The 20,230-nt window shown below is 59.2% G+C and carries 20 protein-coding genes; 14 read left to right on the top strand and 6 right to left on the bottom strand.

What is annotated here, in order from left to right:
- Positions 1-237, bottom strand: coding sequence for a hypothetical protein (locus ACIQLI_RS03520; RefSeq protein WP_400385051.1), 237 nt, complete (start codon positions 235-237; stop codon positions 1-3).
- 656 nt (positions 238-893) lie between these two features.
- On the opposite strand from ACIQLI_RS03520, the gene ACIQLI_RS03515 reads away from it, so the two are divergent.
- The gene (locus ACIQLI_RS03515) at positions 894-2,642 is read left to right on the top strand and encodes a hypothetical protein (protein ID WP_400385049.1); all 1,749 of its coding nucleotides are present in this window, start codon (positions 894-896) and stop codon (positions 2,640-2,642) included.
- Positions 2,643-2,738: 96 nt separating this feature from the next.
- A complete protein-coding gene (locus ACIQLI_RS03510; RefSeq protein ID WP_400385047.1) occupies positions 2,739-3,815 on the top strand; it encodes an LCP family protein in 1,077 nt (358 codons plus the stop codon).
- Positions 3,816-3,919: 104 nt separating this feature from the next.
- Here ACIQLI_RS03510 and ACIQLI_RS03505 read toward each other — a convergent pair whose 3' ends face one another.
- The gene (locus ACIQLI_RS03505; protein ID WP_400385045.1) at positions 3,920-4,876 is read right to left on the bottom strand and encodes a hypothetical protein; all 957 of its coding nucleotides are present in this window, start codon (positions 4,874-4,876) and stop codon (positions 3,920-3,922) included.
- A 189-nt stretch (positions 4,877-5,065) separates the two neighbouring features.
- Here ACIQLI_RS03505 and ACIQLI_RS03500 point away from each other — a divergent pair, with 189 nt between their 5' ends.
- A complete protein-coding gene (locus ACIQLI_RS03500; RefSeq protein WP_400385043.1) occupies positions 5,066-5,767 on the top strand; it encodes a DUF6270 domain-containing protein in 702 nt (233 codons plus the stop codon).
- A 163-nt stretch (positions 5,768-5,930) separates the two neighbouring features.
- Positions 5,931-7,823, top strand: a complete 1,893-nt coding sequence (locus tag ACIQLI_RS03495; protein ID WP_400385041.1) for an FG-GAP-like repeat-containing protein — start codon at positions 5,931-5,933, stop codon at positions 7,821-7,823.
- A gap of 43 nt (positions 7,824-7,866) precedes the next feature.
- Here ACIQLI_RS03495 and ACIQLI_RS03490 read toward each other — a convergent pair whose 3' ends face one another.
- Positions 7,867-8,691, bottom strand: a complete 825-nt coding sequence (locus tag ACIQLI_RS03490; protein WP_400385039.1) for an alpha/beta fold hydrolase — start codon at positions 8,689-8,691, stop codon at positions 7,867-7,869.
- A gap of 728 nt (positions 8,692-9,419) precedes the next feature.
- On the opposite strand from ACIQLI_RS03490, the gene ACIQLI_RS03485 reads away from it, so the two are divergent.
- Both ACIQLI_RS03485 and ACIQLI_RS03480 read left to right on the top strand, forming a co-directional pair.
- The gene (locus ACIQLI_RS03485) at positions 9,420-10,682 is read left to right on the top strand and encodes a choice-of-anchor P family protein (RefSeq protein ID WP_400385036.1); all 1,263 of its coding nucleotides are present in this window, start codon (positions 9,420-9,422) and stop codon (positions 10,680-10,682) included.
- A gap of 330 nt (positions 10,683-11,012) precedes the next feature.
- Positions 11,013-11,198 carry a hypothetical protein gene (locus tag ACIQLI_RS03480; RefSeq protein ID WP_400385033.1) on the top strand — a complete coding sequence of 62 codons (186 nt, stop codon included), beginning with the start codon at positions 11,013-11,015 and terminating at the stop codon, positions 11,196-11,198.
- A gap of 103 nt (positions 11,199-11,301) precedes the next feature.
- On the opposite strand, the gene ACIQLI_RS03475 is transcribed toward ACIQLI_RS03480, so the two are convergent.
- The gene (locus ACIQLI_RS03475) at positions 11,302-11,730 is read right to left on the bottom strand and encodes a hypothetical protein (protein ID WP_400385030.1); all 429 of its coding nucleotides are present in this window, start codon (positions 11,728-11,730) and stop codon (positions 11,302-11,304) included.
- 247 nt (positions 11,731-11,977) lie between these two features.
- Here ACIQLI_RS03475 and ACIQLI_RS03470 point away from each other — a divergent pair, with 247 nt between their 5' ends.
- The 7 genes from ACIQLI_RS03470 (at position 11,978) to ACIQLI_RS03440 (ending at position 16,852) form a co-directional block, all read left to right on the top strand.
- Positions 11,978-12,997: a hypothetical protein gene (locus ACIQLI_RS03470; protein ID WP_400385027.1), complete on the top strand. Its 1,020-nt coding sequence runs from the start codon at positions 11,978-11,980 to the stop codon at positions 12,995-12,997.
- 111 nt (positions 12,998-13,108) lie between these two features.
- Positions 13,109-13,297, top strand: coding sequence for a hypothetical protein (locus ACIQLI_RS03465; protein ID WP_400385024.1), 189 nt, complete (start codon positions 13,109-13,111; stop codon positions 13,295-13,297).
- Between the two features lie 39 nt (positions 13,298-13,336).
- Complete coding sequence (locus ACIQLI_RS03460; protein ID WP_400385021.1) at positions 13,337-14,728, top strand: APC family permease; 1,392 nt, start codon at positions 13,337-13,339, stop codon at positions 14,726-14,728.
- 38 nt (positions 14,729-14,766) lie between these two features.
- Positions 14,767-15,348 carry a DUF1349 domain-containing protein gene (locus ACIQLI_RS03455; protein ID WP_400385019.1) on the top strand — a complete coding sequence of 194 codons (582 nt, stop codon included), beginning with the start codon at positions 14,767-14,769 and terminating at the stop codon, positions 15,346-15,348.
- A 178-nt stretch (positions 15,349-15,526) separates the two neighbouring features.
- Positions 15,527-15,988, top strand: coding sequence for a hypothetical protein (locus ACIQLI_RS03450; RefSeq protein WP_354229631.1), 462 nt, complete (start codon positions 15,527-15,529; stop codon positions 15,986-15,988).
- A 125-nt stretch (positions 15,989-16,113) separates the two neighbouring features.
- Positions 16,114-16,521, top strand: coding sequence for a MarR family transcriptional regulator (locus ACIQLI_RS03445; protein WP_354229629.1), 408 nt, complete (start codon positions 16,114-16,116; stop codon positions 16,519-16,521).
- Positions 16,522-16,672: 151 nt separating this feature from the next.
- Positions 16,673-16,852 carry a hypothetical protein gene (locus ACIQLI_RS03440; protein WP_354229627.1) on the top strand — a complete coding sequence of 60 codons (180 nt, stop codon included), beginning with the start codon at positions 16,673-16,675 and terminating at the stop codon, positions 16,850-16,852.
- Between the two features lie 3 nt (positions 16,853-16,855).
- Here the strand turns inward: ACIQLI_RS03440 and ACIQLI_RS03435 are convergent, their stop codons facing one another.
- Positions 16,856-18,319 carry a YdiU family protein gene (locus ACIQLI_RS03435; protein WP_400385014.1) on the bottom strand — a complete coding sequence of 488 codons (1,464 nt, stop codon included), beginning with the start codon at positions 18,317-18,319 and terminating at the stop codon, positions 16,856-16,858.
- Positions 18,320-18,450: 131 nt separating this feature from the next.
- Between ACIQLI_RS03435 and ACIQLI_RS03430 the strand changes: the two genes are divergently transcribed.
- Positions 18,451-18,969: a hypothetical protein gene (locus ACIQLI_RS03430; RefSeq protein WP_400385011.1), complete on the top strand. Its 519-nt coding sequence runs from the start codon at positions 18,451-18,453 to the stop codon at positions 18,967-18,969.
- A 284-nt stretch (positions 18,970-19,253) separates the two neighbouring features.
- On the opposite strand, the gene ACIQLI_RS03425 is transcribed toward ACIQLI_RS03430, so the two are convergent.
- Complete coding sequence (locus tag ACIQLI_RS03425; RefSeq protein ID WP_400385008.1) at positions 19,254-20,198, bottom strand: lipid kinase; 945 nt, start codon at positions 20,196-20,198, stop codon at positions 19,254-19,256.
- Positions 20,199-20,230: the final 32 nt, after the last annotated feature.

Raw genomic sequence — 20,230 nt, 5'->3', positions numbered from 1 at the left:
CTATTTGCCGTTGGTGCGGGGGCCGGGAACCCCTTTTGAACGCAACGCACGGAAATAAGCAACGCCCAGAAGGATAAGAACCAGGACCGTCAGTCCCTGAACCAATGGGTTGCTATCAGAAACCGGCGCCAGCGCAACTTTGAGGGGTCCCGCGATGTCGGCGCTGGCAACGGGAGGGGCTGCTGCCTGGGTGGCTACCGGCGTTGGAGTCGGAGTGGGCGCCGTCTCAGTAGGCACGGGCGAGACTACCTCAGCCGGTGCCTGCGGTTCTACCACATAACTCGGGACCTCGACTTCGGCCGGGATGGGGTTTGTCTCCGGCGGAACTGCCGGAGCTATCGGCTGTGAAACTGGAGGGGCAGCAGGCTCCACGACAGGTGGAGCAACCGGCTGAGGCGCCACAGGGGGATCTGCCGGCGGCGCAGGTGTCTCAGGGGCTGGAGCAGACGGGCTGGGCTCTGGTTCAAAAACCGGAGGTGTCACTGCTGGCAGCGTGGGCAGCGTCGGGCCGACTGGCTGTTCAGTCTCTTGCCCGGGGCCAGGTTCCGTTTGCGTGGCCATCGCAGGGTGGACGCCAAAGAATCCAAGAGCAGCCAGCATCACGACGGCACTTACGGCTTGAACGCGTCTGATTACCTTACCCATCTTTCCCCCGTTGTACGTTCGTCGGTGCGCGCTAAGCACACAAGTTCTGCCCTGACCGCCAGAGTCACGGCGACAGCGGACGTCCACCGTCGGAGGGCGACCCGGATTAGTTTACCGTATGGATTAGTGTCACCTCCGCGATGTGGTTACCGACGCTGAGCTCACCGGGATGTCTCCTGTCTTCCTCCACGCCACCTACGGCGGCACTTGCTAGAGTCGAAGCTGCACAAGCCGATAGCAAGGAATCCATGTCGCTACGCAAGGTTCACAACACTGAAGAGCTGTCCCGACGATCGGTCTTGAAGCGGCTTTCACAAGGAACTCTGCCTCTCATCGCAGCCTTAATGTGTCTCCTGATCATTCTGGTCTTGGGAGCCGGCGCGGGCATCACTGAACGTGAAGCGCCCGGCGATATTGTGGCGACCACAACGCCCGCCCCAGGCAAGGCAGACGTTCCAAATCAAAAACCATCAGAGCCCAGATATCCCATTAGCGGGTATTTCATTGCTGGGAGCTCACGAGATGCCACTAACTACAAGAAGCTGGCAGACATCAAGGAGTTCGGGGGTGACACGGTAATCACTTTCGGAACGTCTCTCCGCCCGGCGTCGCTCGAGACGATCCCCTCGGATTGCGTTATCGATGGGAGGAACTGCGCCTCGGTTGCCGCAGATTCCGTAAGTGTTAATCGCTACTTCACTTTTCTGGACGGCAGCAACTGGAACGACACTGCCCTTAAATGCCCCAGAGACCGCAAAGTCACAAACAAAGGCCAGTCCTACTTACTTCTGGTGCTGCCTGCCGTCGGGAGTTCATGCAACTCTCCCAACGGAGAATATGACGTTGTTGTCACCGGTGGGAGTAGTTCGTCGGCTTCGGACCCTTCCCGGTCTCTAGCGGCAGCCGCCACGAAACTCGGCATGAAGTACTTCGCTGGTATGCCTGCACCTGTGAAGAGGAAGGATCTGACGTATCTTCCGGATCTTTCCTACGAGACGACTCTTAGTCTCTTTACCGAGAGGTTCCTGCAGTATCAAGCGTCCGCTAACAACGTTGGAGGCTTGGCTGGTTTCTACCATCACACTGAAATGCCCTTGACAGACAGCCTGACGTTCGACTCGATCCTGGCCCTCTACAAGAATCAGAACCGCGCCATCAAGCGCATCCTCCCGACAAGACAAGCAATTGTCAGTCCTTATATTGAGGCTCGGGTGGGGAAATCCGGCATCAGCGCCGAGGAGGCTCGCCTGGGTACCAAACGAATTGCTCAGACTGCGGAGGGTCTTGTCCTTAACATTGCCGTGCAGGACGGCATGGGCACCGGCAAAGGAGGGGCGTTCACCAGCCGCGAAGCTGGTTCCCTGGTTGACCCATTCGCAGCAACTATCGTGGGAAACGGCTCTTGGGGTGCTAAATACTTGGCACCAAACCGTGATTACTACACAGCGGCCGCTGCTGGGACGGTCGGAACGAACGCTGTACTTTGGGCCAATCTGGAAGGGATGGCGCCAGCTACAAAACTGAATACCTGTGGCGATAGTCTGCGAGGGCAGACAACCAAGGCCCGGATCGATCGCCAACTTCAGCAAGTGGCCAACGCCAAGAAGGTTATCTCGTTCATGTGGGACTCCTACTTCACCTGCAAGGGCACCGGTACGCCGCTAAAAGGCCAAGTCGAGAGGAGTCTCACGACGCCCATCATTACGGATACGTCTTTCCGGCCGGGAACTGGTGAACTGCAAATCGTCGGCTTTAACATACGGGGAGGCAGTGCACGTGTGAAGTGGACCGGAGGCGGAGGACAGCCGCTCGAAAAATCGGCAGTGGCCAGCGACTCAGATGCCACCTACGGACTCCGGAGAGGCCTGAATCCCAAACTGGAGAAAATCACGCTCTCTGTCGGTTCAACTACCGTTAACGCCTCGAGAGTTTACTCCGTTAGGGTCATCAATGGTTGGGGCGTCGAATCTGTCGAGTTTCATTCCCAACTTCCCTAGATGCGGCACCCAGCAGATATGACGACATCTCCGATGCTCCGCTTGCTTTTGCCACTTGATAGAATCATCCCTGCTGATGCCGACACCTAGGAACTCATGACGCTCCCGACAGACACCGAAAATACCCCTGCCGAGTCCCGTCCCAGGCGGCAGAAACAGGGTAAGAAAACCGCGCGCAACGTGCTCCTGGGCTTCGCGGCAGCTGTGCTGGTGGCTGGCCTCGTTGGCGGCATATACGTGGCAAACCTGGCACAGACGTTCAATTCGGGCACCACTAAGATCGAGACGGCTTTTCCGGAAGAGTCCACGCGGCCTCAAAAAACAGAACCCATCAATGGCACCGCGGCGATGAACATCCTGGTGATGGGCAGCGATACGCGCGGCTCAGCTGAACTCGATGTTGACACTGCTGCGTCGACTGATCAGCGGGCTGACACCTTGATGCTCGTACATATTCCGGCTGACCGTAAAAACGTCTACGCTGTGTCCCTAATGCGAGACCTCTGGGTGGACATCCCCGGAAAGGGCGAGTCGAAGATTAATTCGGCTCTCGCCCAAGGCGGCGTCCCGCTCATGGTGCAAACCGTCGAATCGCTTTTTAAGCAACGGATCGATCATGTGGCCATGGTCGACTTCGAAGGCTTCAAAGGGCTCACCGACGCCGTGGGTGGAGTAGAAGTCGATGTCAAGATTCCTTTCGCACCAGCAAAGGGGCCAATGAAGGGCCACTATTACGAGGCTGGCAAGCAGACCCTGAATGGTGACGAAGCGCTGGCTTTTGTCCGTGAACGTATGTCCTTCAGCGATGGGGACTATCAGCGAGTGCGAAACCAGCAGGCTTACATGAAAGCAATCATCAGCAAGACCATCGCCCGCGAGACGCTGACTAACCCTGTGACCGTCAACAGCATGGTCAGCGCAGTTTCGCCCTTTGTTAGCGTTGACAAGAGTTTCGACGCCGCTGCAATCGGTACCCTCGCCTTGGGAATGAGAGACCTCCGCGCCAGTGACACCGTGATGTTCACCCTGCCTACCCTTGGAACCGGTACTTCAGCTGACGGCCAGTCAATCGTTGTACCGGACAACACTGCTATCTCAGAGATTGCCACGGCCCTCTCAAAGGATCAGCTCGGGGCGTATGTAACATCACACGCCCTAGAGAAAGGCAACTAAACTGCCGAGGACGGCTCGCCGTGACAGCAGACCCCGTAGGCACGCTGCGTCTACGGGGTCTGGCTCTGCAACTCCACAAGGCGGTCAAAGGCTGGGTGCCCTGACTAAGAGATAAGCGGCACTTCCATTTGCTCAACGGTGATGAGATGAGGGTGTGACCACTCGGGGGTTCTCCAGGAAGTCGCATGGCGCGCGAGCATGGCATCAACAGCTTGACTCGCAGTAGTCCCCGGGTCAAGGAACTGGTGTATGAGCGCCGTCAGAGGCCCTTCCGGAAGTGGTGCATGACCGTCACCATACGAGGCGAAGCACACCACTGCGGAGTCCTTCACGAAGACACCACGGCCACGGTGGGTGAAATGTCCGGCCTCAAGGAAAGGCTGCGTGTGCCCGGAGACATGCCAATCATTTGCGTTCTGCATATAGACGAGCCGTTTTGGGAGCGAGCCAACGACTGACGTTTGCGCAGTACAGTTCTCTTCCCCACCCCAGGCATGCTGCATGTAATTTTCAACAAAAGCTGGATTATATTTCTGAATCTCCGTTTGGGGGTTCCACACGATGGCGGATGCAACCGTACTTAGCTTTCCTCCGTAGTAGAGGGACGCAAACCCTCCACCCGAGCCCCCGATGAACAGTAGCTCCCGTTCAGTTCTGGCAGCGATTGAGGCCAGAACTGCCGTTATCTGGTCTTGAACGTCGCTGTACCGGTTGCCTGCATACCATGCCAGCCCAACCGAAGGGTCGAGACCAAGTGAAGGGTCGGAAACTGCGATGAACCCAAATCCGCCTTTGGTTGCCAATCGGGATCCAGAGAAGAAGGGCCCAGTCTTTGTTTCACGCGCCGATACAGCACCGTTGAAGAAAACCGGAATGACAGCACCTGACGTGTGAGGCTGTCCCACGATCATCAAGTCCAAGGAGGGCCCGTCGCCCAAGCTGATTGTATGCACGCCGTCAGCCCATGGCCCGTTGGCGGCGAACTCAGAGACCGAGTCCCAGCGGGTCAGGTCAATGTGCCATGCTTCATAATTACTGCTGGGCCGGGTTTCGGTGGTCATCAGCCAAGGATAGTACGGATGGGGTACAGCCGCCCTTGCTGCCTGAACTGATGACACCACGCCTGAGCATTTGCTGGTGTTAACAGCCTGAAGCTCGCCCCCGCATGACAGTGCTGATGTCGTTCGAGTCCTCCACCTCTTCCGGGCATCGGTGAAGGTGGACAATCTGCTGTCGTGTAGGCTGAGCCAGTGCCATCAGTCTTCATTTACGGGAGTTGCGTATCCCGGGATCCATTTGAAACGCCAAACGACTTTGAGCTAAAGGGCTACTTCGCTCGCTCGTCGTTGGGCAGCGCATTTAGCGATCCCCTGCCCCCAGAGACCCCCTTGCCGGAAGTCGGCTCTTTGCAGAGCCAGTTCCAGCAGAGAATGCTTCAATCCGATATCAGCAAGTCTCTTCCCGGCCTTCTAACATCTACGGATTATGACGTCCTTGTTGTTGATTTTATTGATGAACGCATGAATACGATCGAGCTCAGCGGGACGACAATTACTGAATCTGCTGAACTTAAGGCAACTGGATACTCGGTGGTGCCGGCCGACGTCCACGAGCCGTGGAGCGAAACTGGGATTGCCCGAAGATTTCAGGGGATACAGGCACTTCTTAATGTCGTTGACCCTAAGAAGATCGTTGTAAACCGGGTTTACTGGGCAACTGTTGACACAGACGGAGTGCCGTTCCCACGATCACGGTGGTTCGACAGAAATAACAAACTCCTTTATGACCTGTACCAAGAAATTGGAAAGGCCCCCGGAGTTCGATTCATAGACTACCCGGGGGGAGCACCCATGGCTGCACCCGACCACCGGTGGGGTCGCCAACCGTATCACTACACCCAGGCGGCCAACCATCACTTCCTTGCAGAGCTCACGCGGCTGGCATCTGCATAGCCGGCAATAATGGAGGACTGTCTAGCTGGCCTCCGCCAGCGTTGTTTGGTGTGACGATTTGTCCTTCGCATCCAGGCGGGACGTTTGGCCACCGCATGTTCTGTCGTTGACTCGCGTCTGTCTCTAGACACAGTCAGGACTTGAGCCCCTTAGAATTCCAACAGTGAAGCGTTCCGTTTTCAAATTGGGGGATCAAGTGGCTGCTCTATTGGATAGCTCGCATGCAGCGAGGAACAAACGTCGGCTTCGTCGCCGAATGCTTGCCCTCCAACTCATCCTCGTATTGGCGTGCGCATCCCTGCTGGCAAGTCCTGTTTCGACAGCGCACGCCGATAGAGTCACGGACAATTTTCGAGTGGGCCATGTGCCGGACAGCATTGCGGTGAACCCCGTGACCAATACGGTGTATGTCACCACTCAAGAGGGAATGTATGTGCACGGTGGTCCTGCTGGAGGCCGCCACATTCCGGTTTTTTATACCTCGGATGTCGCTGTGAATACCGCGACAAATAAGATTTATGTCAGCACCAACTACGACTATGTTGCTGTGGTGGATGGCGCTACTCACGGCGAGCCCGAGCGGATTCTCGCGAAAGGGAACGTTCTGGCCGTTGATGAAGATACCAACAAAATCTACCTCGGCAGCACCAACACCCTCACGATCATCGACGGTGCAACGCAGGCCACCACGCTCTTGCCAATTGCCGGAGTCGTGGAGGACATCGTGGTGAATTCCGCGACCAACAAGGTCTATGTTGTAAGTGACGGCACCATCACGATCATCAATTCCGGGGCCGTCAGCTCCTCGATCAACATCGGCACCGGCGGAATACTCTCCATCGCGGTGAATCCCGCGACCAACATGATTTATTTCACGACGTCCACCAAGTACGGCGCCGGTATCCGCGTCATTGACGGCACGTCGGACACTGTCTCGACTTCCATCCCATCGTCGTACCCCGTGGGCAGGCTAGCGATAAACAAGACGACCAACAAGATCTACGTAGAAGTAGAACGCAGCTCCGCAGACAGGTTCGTTCAGGTCATTGACGGGGGAAATGCGACGCACGTGGCTGAATTCAGAACCCCGACGCGAATCACCGACCTGATTGTGAATGAAGGCAACAACAAGGTCTACGCCCCGTCAGGGAGCGGAACCACTATCTTCAACGGTTCAAACAACAGCACCTCAATCGTCAATACTGGCGGTAGTGCTGGCGTTGGCGCTGTCAACGAAATTACTCATAGGGCTTATATCACCGACCAGGGGTGGAACATGACGATCATTGATGGGTCCGTTTCCGCCCCGGTAAAAAATGACTTCAACGGCGACGGTAAATCCGATGTCTTAGCCAGGGACGGTGCAGGCGTGCTCTGGCTTTATCCCGGCGACGGCTCGGGTTGGTGGCTGCCTCGCAGCAGGGTGGGACAGGGCTGGAGCGTCATGACCACCATAATTTCTCCTGGCGACTTCAACGGCGACGGAAAGTCCGACGTTCTGGCCAGCGACAGCGGCGGAACGTTGTGGCTGTACCCAGGCGACGGCTCCGGCGGTTGGCTGCCCCGTAGTCAGGTGGGGCAGGGTTGGAACGTCATGACAGAGATCACGGCCGTCGGCGATTTTAAGGGCGACGGACCACCTGATATTGCTGCGCGTGACAGCAGAGGCACTATCTGGTTGTACAGAGCAGATGGGCGCGGCGGTTGGCTGCCGCGACACTGGCATGCTGCTGATTGGAACAGCCTGTCTGAAATCACTGGGATCGGGGACTACAACGGTGATGGTTCGCCTGACATGGCCGCCCGTGATGGCGCCGGTGCGCTCTGGCTCTACCCCGGACCAGGTTATTGGGTTCCCCGGCAAACAATTGGTCAGGGTTGGAATGTGATGAACTCCTTAGCTTGGCCAGGCGACTTCAACGGTGACGGATGGCCCGACATCCTCGCCCGAAACTCATCAGGCGAGCTTTGGCTGTATTCGGGGCACGGGGGGTTCTACTGGCCGACGGCGAGCAAAATTGGCGTCGGTTGGAACGGCATGACGGCCATTCTCTAACGCACTCAGCCATCAGAGGTAAAGGACGGCTGGCCCTAAATGATCAGGACCAGCCGCCCCGCACGCCACCCAGAAACTCCCGCACGTCCCCCGCCACCCGCTCCGGGCACTCCCACAGCACCAGATGACCGGTCTCCTCATAGATCTTGAGGCGCGATCCCGGAATGCGGCTGGCAAGGGTCTCCTGATGATGCCGAGGAACCAGATGGTCGTGGGCGCCCCAAAGAATCAAGGCAGGTGCTGAAATTGTGCCTGATTCCGTCGGCGGCACCGCTTCGTAGTAGCCGCGCAGCGACTCCTTCCAAATAGCCGCCGGCATGGCCAGACCGTCTTGTACCCGGTCTTCAATGTAGGAAGCAGGAACTGTGTGAAGCAGCCGGTACCAGGACAAAGACCCGCGCACCCACTCCTCTGAAATTGGATCAGTCAGCGACTCCATTTCGGCGGCGAACGCCGGCTTCCCGTGGAGGCTCAAGGGCGCCCCCACCAAAATCAGCGAAGCCACCAGTTCCGGATGCATCACGGCTAGTTGTTGGGCAACATATCCCCCGCTGGACGAACCCACCACGTGGGCACGAACAAGACCCAACGCATCAAACAGAGCCACCACGTCTTCGGCCACCTCCACCAGCGAATAACCGCCGGGAGGCTTCTCGGCAAGACCATGCCCACGAAGATCCGGTGCCACAACGGTCATGTCCGGAACTGAGGCAATCAGCCGCTCAAAACTGCGCCAGGACTCGCTCCAGGCGTGCAACAGGACTAAGGGCGTGCCGCCGTCGTTGGCTGTTTGTTCAAGGCGACCTTGTACGAAACAGGGGACGCTGATACCGGTGCGCACGGCGACAGTCCGGACCTCGGACTCCATAGGGCCAGCGTACGCTCAGAGCCTTCGCGGGACGAGGGCAAAGGGCACCCGGCGAACCACCAGCTAGCGAGGCTATGGTTGATGAGTCCCGCCTGATCCCCCATCAGGCGGGACACTTTCGTTTCAACTGGGCATGGCGTCGGTCTCGTCGGATTTGCCGTTCCGGCAAAGAAGGTAATATCACTCGTGTCGTTTGTATCCGGACTTTTGTCTTGGCGCGTTGCTTCGAGATGGATCCGAGGACCGGGACATGAATCAGTCGCGGAGGGACTGTCTATCGCCTACGGCGGAGTCCAACCCTGCTGGCAGAATCTCAACGAAATCGCCCTCTTAGATCCGATATTGGGACAGCACGGGCACGTCTTTGACCCTGGCGTTGGGTTGTGGGCTCATCGATGCCGTACGTTCCCCTCACGGAAAGCAGTAATAGAGTCCTTCTTGATGCTCGCCAATGCCCCACCAGCGCGCCTCAAGTGCTTTCGGGACGGACAAGGGGGCTATGAACCAGAGCAGAGGGCCAGGACTTTCCGTCCACGGCGTAGAGCACGCCTTTAAAGCCCTCCCCCCAAATGGAGTGAGTGTTCATCCCAAACGTCGTTTTACGAAACCGAAGTTGAATTTTCTGCAGAAAGAGGGAGAACTCTTGTTCGGGACTATTCTCGGGCTGTACGGTGAGCACAATCGTAAGCACCTTACGGGATCGTGTAATAAATTCTGGGGAGTACTACATGAAACGTTTGCGGGTTTCATTGGTAGGCGCACTTACGCTTGCCCTTGCCGGGTCGGTTACCCCGGCCTTTGCCGCCACCACACCAGCGCAGATCACCACCGGATTCTCCGGTACTGCGTACGGTTCCTACATTTTCAATACTGATAAGACATTGACGTCTGGTCCGACGGCGAGTTCAAGTATGAGTTGCACCGGTGCCACCGGAAGAACTTCCTCGAATACCGCGGCGGCTCTAGCAGTTCCTGCCGTAGGCAACGTCGGGGCAGCAACAACCAGTGTTAAGACTCTGCTAACAACCACGGGAAAGCGTATCGAAAGCCGATCCACCATCAACGGAACCAACCTCTTGGGTGGCCTCGTTACCGCTGGCGCTATTACTTCCGAAAGTGCTGCCGAGAAAAACACCGCCGGCGCCTATTCCGGCATGAACAAAACGACCATTGCTGACTTGAAGGTTTTGGGCGTCGCGGTTGGTGCCAACCCCGGCGCGAACACAGTGCTAGATCTTAGCGTTCCCCTGGTGGGATCGGTCGGCAAGATCACGCTTAACGGTCAGGAGAAGCGCCTGGTCAACGGGGTATATCAAGTGTCAACCACAGCGCTTCGTGTTGAAGTCCTGAAAGCCGGTCTGCCTGGTCTCAAGATCGGAACGGACATCCGACTTGGTGTTAGCAGCGCAAACCTGACTCCTGCCCAGGCGGGTTTCCTATCCGGTACAGGTTTCACCACAAAGGCGGTGCTGGCCTCCGGACTCCTCAATTCTGGTCCGACGGCAGTGGTTTACGTCGGGTGCAGCGGCGGAGCCGGGTCCGCGAACGTAGCTGGAGTCAACATCCCTGGCCTCCTAACAGTTGGGGCGTCTTCAACCAAGACCAGCGGCGTCCTGACCCCGCAACCGAAGAGCGTGGTGACGAACTCCCTTTCAGGGCTTAACGTGCTCAACGGCCTGATCCGGGCTGATGCCATCAAGGCTGAGACAAGCGCCACCCGAGCGGCGGGTGCAGCCACAGCGACGCTGACGGACACATCAACTTTCACAAATCTCAAGATTGCCGGGCTTCCGGCTATCAGTGCCTCAGTTGCCCCGAACACCGTGGTGCAGGTCCCGGGGCTCGGCCAAGTGACTTTGCACAAGGTCACCAAGTCATCCAATGCAATCATCGTCACGATGATTGAAGTCGTCATCAGCCAGCCGCTAGGGGCTCTGCCCACTGGCTCGACCATCCAGATTGGATACTCCAGCACGGGAGTCTGGCTCTAAGGTCAAGGACTTCACTCGACGTCTTATCATCGAGTAGCAACCGAGAACGGTCCGTCACCACATCTTCGTGCGTGGCGGACCGTTCTTCGTTTTGATGGCTGAGGTTGGCTCTTAACTAATCCACGCCACCTATCCCCATTTCGCTCACGCGGTTTTGCGACGTCGCCTTGCCCGTTCCACAGTATGGTGGCGTCAACGATGAAAACACAATCCGTTTGGGGCGGAATGACTCTGGAACTAATTATTGTTGGGGCAATAGTGCTCATCGCTGTATGCCTGCTCTTACTGGTAGCGATGCTGTTCCTTACGCTTTTGGTGAGGAGTACACGGATGGCCCTGCCGAGGTACAAAGACGACTACGTCGTTTCTGAACTCCTCCATGAAGAGAAGACCCGGACGACGCTTCGAGGCAAGCTGACTCTTTGGTTTCTTGTCGGTTTGGCTATTACGGTCATATACCTCGCGTACTTCGGGCCCGTCCTTTTGTTTGCCGCGCAGCTTCCGGGGCGGCCCTAGGCAGCGGAAAGGAAGTCGATCCGGGCGTCACCCGAATCCGGCAGAAGCACTGGTTGACCACAGCGGCGGCCAGCCGCCGTCGACGCTTGGCTTTTCAGCCGCGTTAGCGCTGGTCGCGGCGAGGAACCGGCTGTGGCGGGACGGCAGGGTCCGATGCCGGTACACAGAACCTCAGCCCGTCGCCCCAGAATCCGTTGTTAGTGCAGTAGAGAGGCACCTGTTCGTCGCCGACGTGAAGCGTGGGATTCCGCATGCGTTTAGTCGAACTGAAGGTTAGTTCCACTGTGCCGTCAGGGGACTTGCAGCTGTAGGCGCCGTTCCACGGGCTCAAGTCTTCGCAGGTGTTGAGTTCCCTCGATACGCCGTCCCGGTCCACGTACTCCCAGGTCCTGTCCCTCTTCTCGCCGACCTGAATGACGGAGTTTGGCACGGACCGGGCATAGTCACGGGTAAATGACCGCTCGTCGCAGCCCGCGGCTGTGAGCGTGAGCAACGCGAGCAGGGCGAAGCCCAATTTTGTTTTACGACGCATTCCGTTGCCCCCATCAGCTGAACTCCGCCAAGCCTATCCACACAGTGGCTTGAAGAGCGCCTTGCCCGCGAGCGTCATGTCGGAGCCCGGCCCGTTCCCAAGGTGCCGGCCGCGATGGCCACGCCCGTGCAAGTGGAACGCTCAATCGAAAGACTTTCTAAAAGGGTGTAATCAAAAGTTCCTTGCCGGAAACAACATGTTTGAGCGCAAGAATTGCTCGATCACTCCGTGGGGGAAGGAACCCAAAATGAAGTACCGCCGATCCGGATATGCCAAGTACGCCACCCTCGCAACGCTGACCCTTGCACTCACGCTCGCAGCCTGTGCGCCGTCCGCTCCGGTCGCAAGCAGTTCATTCACAACAGCAGCAGAAGAAACCAGCGGCGTGGTCGAGCTCCCTGCAGCTCCGCTGGAAGAAGCACTCGCTGCCACATCTTTCGAAGACAGCGCCCCAGCGCAACCCAGCCAGCCGGAGGTCTTACCACTACCCGGGGATCCTGTTGTGATCACTCCCGTGCGGGAAGTAATTGTCCCAGCCCCGGCAGCGCCGACAGCTCCCGCCGTGGCAGCGGAACCCGTTGTACCGGCCGCGCCTGTAGTTCCCGCGCCGCCGGTTGATCCGGCACCGCAGGTTGAACCGGCGCCGCAGGCAACCATTCCGCCGTCGACCGTTCCTCCCGCCGTTCCTGAAATAACCCCGGCGACTCCCGCCGTACCGACGCCACACGTCTCGCCCAGCTACCCGCAGACCGGCTTGTTCACTTTCCCCGACGGACACATCTCCTTCCTGCTGCCGGCGGGCTGGACCGTCCACACTGAGGAAATACCCATGGACTTCTACGGTGCCGGCCGCCACACGGTCATAGCCGATATCCATGACGAGATGGGCGTTAAGGTAGCGGAGATCGCCAGCGGTGTTTTCGGCGGCATCGTGGCCGGCCCCGTGAACCGCACCATCCTCGACTCCCAGCAACTGACCGATTTCGAAAGCCGGGACGGAGCATCCCACTTCGCGTTCTTCAGGGACGAATACCCCTTCGACCCCGCAATATCCCGGTACTTCATGGGGGTGGTGACAAAGGAATTCATGACCGAGGGCCCGGGCAGCGCCTCAGCCCACAGCTTCATGGTCATGGGCAACGGTGCAGCCCAAGCGACTGCCAACATCGAGGTTTCAATGTCCACTGAAAGTGCTGCGACCTGGATGGAAACCGAGCAATACAGCAAGCTCAAAGCCCTCATGACGAGCATCCAGTACGCGGAGTAGCAACTCAGTTTGGCTCGATACCCGCACCCCTCATAACGGTGTGCGGGCATCGAGGCACCTCCTCAGGTCTGCCCCTGGACCGCTAACGCCCACATCTCGAGAGAAATGATCATGGAACTCTTCGACGCGCACACCCTGGTAATGTCCGCCGTCCTGCTGATTCACATCGCGGGTGTGATGATCGTGGCCGTTTCGGCCGTTGTGCTGGTGATGTCAACGTTGGCAGTGGTCCTGGCCGTGCGCGGGGTCAAAACCACGTGGGAACTGAGGCGTCACGGCGCATCCGGGCGCACCAACTGATTTAGTAAGGTTACTTAGCTTCATGTACTATCTGTTCCCATGAACAGCCCGGCAAAGCCCCAGACGTCAAAACTCAAGCAGTCGATTACCGGCCCACTGCTTTTCCTTTTTATCCTCGGCGACGTACTGGGTGCGGGCATCTACGCCTTGATGGGGAAGGTTGCGGGCGAAGTGGGAGGCGCCGTCTGGATTCCGCTGGCGTTGGCCCTGCTCCTGGCCATGCTCACCGCCGCCTCCTACGCGGAGCTCGTGACAAAGTACCCGAAGGCCGGCGGGGCTGCAGTCTTTGCTGAGCGGGCTTTCAAAGTGCCACTGGTTTCGTTCCTGGTGGGCTTTTCCATGTTGGCCGCCGGGGTGACGAGCGCAGCAGGGTTGAGCCTCGCCTTCGCCGGGGACTACCTGAAGCCCTTCCTGGACGTACCAGCCACCCCCACGGCTCTGGTGTTTCTGTTGTTGATCGCTCTCCTGAACGCACGCGGGGTCAAGGAGTCCGTCAGGGCGAATGTGGTCATGACCATCATTGAAGTATCAGGCCTGGTGTTGGTGATCGTCTTGGTGGGCCTGATGTTCGGCCGCGGAGACGGCGATGCTTCCCGCGTTCTTGAGTTCAACCCCGCAGTGTCCCCCGGAGCAGGAATCCTCGCCGCATCCCTGCTGGCGTACTACTCGTTCGTGGGCTTTGAAACCTCTGCCAACGTTGCCGAAGAGGTCCGGGACATTCACCGCGTTTACCCCAAGGCACTCTTCGGGGCATTGTTGACTGCCGGGGCCATCTACATTCTCATCGGCTTGGCCTCATCCATTGCCTTGCCTTCGAGTGAATTGAACAGTTCTTCAGGTCCGTTGCTGCAAGTTGTCCAGGCCACTGGTTTTGGAGTTCCGGACTGGCTCTTCGGTCTGGTCGCCCTCATTGCCGTAGCCAACGGTGCCCTGCTGACAATGATCATGGCCAGTCGCCTGGCATTCGGCATGGCAGAGCAATCATTGCTTCCCGCCGGGTTGGGCAAGGTCCTCCCCCAGCGGCGCACCCCGTGGGTAGCCATTCTGGTGACCACGTTGGCGGCAATGGCACTGACCGCCACCGGCGACCTCGGCTCCCTCGCCGAAACGGTGGTCCTGCTTCTCCTGTTCGTCTTCATCAGTACCAACATGGCTGTTCTGGTGCTGCGCAAAGACAAGGTGGAACACCAGCACTTCCGCGTCCCAGTGGTTATTCCATGCCTGGCATTGGCCTCCTGCGTTCTCCTCCTGTTCCAGCAAGGCCCGGAAATCTGGTTGCGCGCAGGCATCCTCTTGGGAATCGGGCTCGTCCTCTTTTTCGTTACGCGATGGATTCAGCGGCGCCAGCGGACCGACCTGCCCGCGGCCAAACAACGTCCCGAGACGCAGTTTGCTGAGTCCCTGAAGGGCAACGAGGCTGGAGGCCCTTAAGCTGTGGAACTGTACGTGCCACAACCCCGAGGAGCCCCGTGAACATCGAGATCCCCTGGAACCGCGGCGAGTGGACCAACCAGCCGGCCGCCGTCGTCAAGCAGGCAGGTGACTTGCTGGTGACTGCGGCCGAAAGCAGCGACGCTTGGCGCGTCACGTCCTACGGATTTATCCACGACACAGAGCACGCGCTGCTTGCCCCTTTTCCCCAGGACAGCGCCATGGAGGTTGAGTTCACTGCTGCGTTCTCCCACCAGTTCGACCAAGCGGGCATCTTCATCCGGGTCACCGCCGAGCATTGGATCAAGGCGGGCGTTGAATTCGCCGACGGCGCCGCTCAACTGGGTGCCGTGGTCACGGACCGCTTCTCTGACTGGTCCTTGGCGCCGGTCCCGCAATGGAATGGCGGGCGGGTCCGCATGAGGGTCAGCCGTTCGGGCGATGCACTGACCATCCGGGCGGCCTCAGGCGACAACGAACTCCAGCTGGTCCGGGTTGTGCCATTGGCGCCTGACGTGGTCGCCGCCGCCGGGCCCTTCACCTGCGCGCCAACCCGCGCAGGGTTGACCGTACCCTTTCACTCCTGGCGGGCTACGACCGCGGACAGCCAACTCCACTGATGCCGTCAGGGCGGAACGAGGTTGCGGGTCCCTTCGTTCATGAGATTATGGAGTTTCCTGCGGCCTGCCATTGAACAGTGCTGCAACTCAGTTGGCTCCAAAACAAGCCTGTGGGGGGCACATCACTGTGGAAGATACTGCGAGTCTTTGGCGTACTGACCCTACGACGTTCCGCGACGTGGCGATCAACCGCGAATCGGTGGAAGCGGCGTTGGCTGGTGAGTGTCCGCCGGTGGAGCGCGTCCGGTACTTGGCGCTGCTGGGCCGGGACACTGAAGCCCTCGACGAGGGTTTCAAGCTGCTGCCCCACACGCCCGACCGCCGCGAGCTGTTGCTGATACTTGCGCAGGTCAACCAACGACAATACCGCTGGCACGACGCAGCCGTACTCCACGAAAAGGCTCTGCGAACGGTCCGGTCTCCGGAAGAAGAGGCCTACGTTCGTCACCACATCGGCCGACGTCTTTTCGACGAAGCCCGTTTCCGTGCCGCTGCCGATGAGTTTCAGTGGGCAGCGGACCTCTACCGGGTGGCCGGCCACCCTGAACTTGCCGAAGACAACCGCCAAGCCATGCGGCACGCCCTGCAGGTGCACGGAGCCGAGCGGGCCGTGGGACGTTCTGCCTTCGACCTCTCCTGAACCCAACGGTGAGTCCCACCGCGCGTATCCCCCAATTAAACGCAGCCAGCTTTTGCCCCGGCCTGATGTAATCTAGTAAGGAAGCTGACTATTCTGGAGAGCCTTGGGGGGCCTGAATGCCTGACATGGACCGATGGCCAACCAGCCGGCTGCTGTCCACGGCAGCACGGCTGGTGGAACTCGCTTGGAACGACAAGCTGCGCCCTCTGGGGTTGACGTACCCGGCAGTATTGACGCTGGAAACTGTGGCGACGGCGGGACCCATAGCGCCAGGAAAACTTGCCCAGAGCGTCCGCGTTCAAGCGCAAACCATGGGACCGCTGCTGACCAGGCTGGAAGCCCGGGGCTACATCCACCGACAACCCAATCGCTTCGACCGCCGCGGCCAACTGATATCGATTACCGATTCGGGGTTGGCGCTGCTTGAACAGTCCCACCATTTGGAGAGCAGTGTTCTTTCCGCCATCATGTCGGACTCGGGAAATCTGCGCGAAGAGCTGTTGGCAATCGTTCGCCACTCCAACTTCAGCTGAAGTTAGGCAGTCCCACGTAGACGGAAGCCATCCATCAGGGCAGTATGGAGTTATCCGCTGATGAAGTCCGGCGTCTCCAGGAGAAACTTATCTCCACCACCACACCGGGCCAGCCTCACGTATGGTGACACCCGGCGAACAAAAGGACACCATGAGCGATCTTCAAATCGGCGACACCCTTCCAGTAGATCTCCTGAGCTTCAGGGCAACAGAATGCCTTGTATCGACAGGCGCCCCTGAAGCAGAGGACGTCTGCGTCCTGGATGCAGGACATACCGGCCAGCATCTGGCGGCGGGTGCAGACATGGTGGTTCGAGCCGCCTGGAGCTAGCCCTTACGTGCCGCAGAAGGTTCGGTAAGGTCCGAAGCTCTCCGGCGCCGGAGTGGCGTACTCTTCCAGTCCGGGACGTTCGTTCCAAGGGTCGGATACGGCTGTGAGCAGCCGCCCTGCCGGTCCCATGTCTCCCCCGGTTGCGGCAGCAAGCGCCTCCTCCACCAAGTGGTTCCGTGGAATATAGATCGGGTTGACCCAGTCCATGGCATCGGCGTCCGGCGTGAGTGCACCCCAACGCGCCAGCCAGGCATCAAACGCTGCCAGGTCAAGAACGGCCCCGCGGGCGGGTTCAACCTGCCCGCGGGCCGCCTTGCCGAGGCTGCGGAAGAACGAGGTGTAGTCCGCGCGTGCCTCTTGGACCAGCTCCAGCAGGTCGTCCACCAAAGGTGAGGCAACGTCGTCGTCAATGTCCTCCGGCAACCCAAGCTTGGCTTTCATGCCGTTGAACCAGGCAGCGCTGTACTGCTGGCGGAATCCATTGAGCGCCTCAACGGCAAGGGCCACCGCTTGCTCCTCATCCTCGTGGATGAGCGGCGCGATCGACTCGGCGAAACGGGCCAGGTTCCACTCCGCCACCACTGGCTGGCTACGGTAGGCATAGCGTCCCATCTCATCAATGGAGCTGTACACGGCTCCTGGATCGAAGCCTTCCATGAAGGCGCACGGACCATAATCGATGGTTTCGCCGGACACTGTCATGTTGTCCGTGTTCATGACCCCATGCACAAACCCCACCAGCATCCACTGCGCCACAAGGGTTGCCTGGACTGAAATGACGCCCTTGAGGAGCCCCAGGTAGCGGTTGTTCTCACCGGCCGACGACGGGTGGTGGCGTTCGATCGCATGGTCAGCAAGCCGGCGAAGCACATCCAGGTCATCTGTGGCCCTGGCGTATTGGAAACTGCCTACCCGCAAGTGGCTGCTGGCAACCCGCGTCAGAACCGCTCCCGGAAGGAGCGACTCACGCGGAACCTGACGTCCTGTCCCGACGACGGCAAGGCTCCTGGTAGTGGGAATGTGCAAGGCATGCATCGCCTCACTGAGGATGTACTCCCGCAGCATCGGACCAACAGCCGCCCGGCCGTCCCCATTCCGTGCGAAAGGCGTGCGCCCCGAACCCTTCAGGTGGATGTCGCGGAGTTTCCCGTCAGCTCCCGCAACCTCGCCGAGCAGCAGCGCCCGCCCATCGCCAAGACGCGGTGAGTACCAGCCGAACTGGTGGCCGGAATAGGCCTGTGCCACCGGAGTTGCCTCTTCCGGGACCGCATTACCAATCAACAGCCCAATACCCTCTGGGCTGCGGAGGAACGCAGGATCAAAACCCAGCTCGACGGCGAGTGGCTCGTTGAGTGCCAGAAGCTGCGGTTCGGGAGCCTCCTCCGCCCGCCAGCGAACAGCGAGCTCCGGAAATTCCCGGGCGAAGTGCCCCTCGAAAGCGATGGTGGAACGCGCTATGTCACTCATCACTCAAGGATATAGTTTTGCCTCACATCTGGTTTTGCCACGCGCGTCACGTTTTGCAATTGGATGTCACTCATAGAAGTGACGGGTACACCCCGCTTGGCTGTTTTTGCCCCCTAACCGAAGGATCAAGCATGCGAGTTCGCGACAACCTGGAAACTGTACGACGCGGCCGACGCCGACTTAGTACCTTACTGGCGGTGCTGACATTGAGCGTTGGTTCAGTGATGGGTTCTGCGCCGGCATCGGTGGCCTACAACTCGGGCGATTTTCATGTCTATACTCACGTGCAGAACGTCGGGTGGACGAGTAACAGCGGAACGGTAGGGCAAGGGCTACGGCTTGAAGCGATCCGTGTGTATCAGGTGAACAGCCGTCAGTTTTGCGGTCGAGCGCACGTTGCCACACTGGGGTGGCAGGCCGTCCAGTGCACTTCAACCAGTAACAGACAGATCACACTCGGGACCCAGGGGCGGAGCCTGGCGATTGAAGCGGTCGAGCTCTGGACCCCGGGCTACAACCTCGGGGCAACGGCACACGTCCAGAACATCGGCTGGATCCAGAAGGCAACCTCATACGCTGGACAGCACGTCACAATCGGCACAACCGGCCAGGGTCTCCGGATGGAAGCTTTCGTGTTTGCTATAAAGTGAGCCTCCCTCTGCCACGCGGCAACCGGGTGTCGGCGAAGTCAGTGCATGAAACCGCTGCCGTCCCAGTCACGATCGTATTTGCCGCACCGGGTGCAGCGCCTGTAACGCCCGCTGCCATCCTCTGCTGACTCCACATGCCAGTGGTGGTGGAGGTTCAGTTTGCACATGATCATCTGGAGCATGGCCATCTCCGTTCAACGCACGCTTAACCCGCAAATTGCGTTCGATGCGTGTCCTCAAAGTTTAAGCCGCTGATGCCTGCGGCGGCAGTACTCTGAGCAGGGTCAGCCCCGCATCCGCCCATCCAGCGAGGCGCTGTTGCTGCTCTGCGGCACCATGACGTGGACGGCGTTGCGCTGAACACTGAATTCGGTGGGAGTTACCGCAGCGATTTCGCCATCCAGGTTCACGGACATGGGCGGTTCCGTGACCAAACGGACTCTTCGGGTCGCCAGGTGGTGAACCCGATCGTGATCAATAAAGCTGCCGTCCTTGAGTAACCGTGCAATCTTGACGTGCTCTTTAAGCGATGCCGCCAGGATCGCGTAGATATCCAGGGTGTGATCGTCGATCCCCGCCATCGGCGCCACCATGTTGCCGCCGCCGTAGTGTTTGCCGTTGCCCACTGCCACCTGAAGCACGTGGTCAAGGTTCATCGGCTCGTGGTCGCCGTCCGGGAATTCCAGGCGCGCCCGGAAAGGCCGGTGCCGGGCGTAGGCCCGCACGGTGGCGATGCCGTAGGCCAAGGGCCCAATGTGCCGTTTCAGGCGGGGACTAAGAGCCTCCGTGACACCCACCGACAGCCCCACCGAGGCGACGTTGAGGAAGGGCTCGCCATTGGCCCGCCCAAGGTCGATGTCCACCACCTTTCCGTCCGCGATAACGGCGCAGGCCTCAGAGAGACCGCTCGGTATCTCAAGGGTTCGGGCCAGATCATTGGCGGTACCCAACGGAAGGACACCGAGTATGACGTCAGTCCCGGCAAGGAGTCCGGCGGCAGAGGTCACGGTGCCGTCACCACCACCCACAACCACCAGGTCATGTCCTTCTGAAATCACTTGGCGCAGGGCCTCGAACAATCCCGCGCCCGACGTCACCGGATGCACGGAACGGACTGGCACGCCGGACTTCTTCATTGCGTCCACGGCCAGTTGGCTCGCTGCGGCCCCGCGACGTGATGCCGCGTTAATCACCACGGCCGCTGAGCGCACTTGTTGGGGAGCCATCATGTGACCAATGCTAGGCCCAACTACCTTGGAGG

The organism is Paenarthrobacter sp. NPDC091669 (assembly GCF_044756725.1).
Classification (GTDB): Bacteria; Actinomycetota; Actinomycetes; order Actinomycetales; family Micrococcaceae; genus Arthrobacter; species Arthrobacter bambusae_C.
This window is presented reverse-complemented; position numbering and strand designations above follow the sequence as displayed.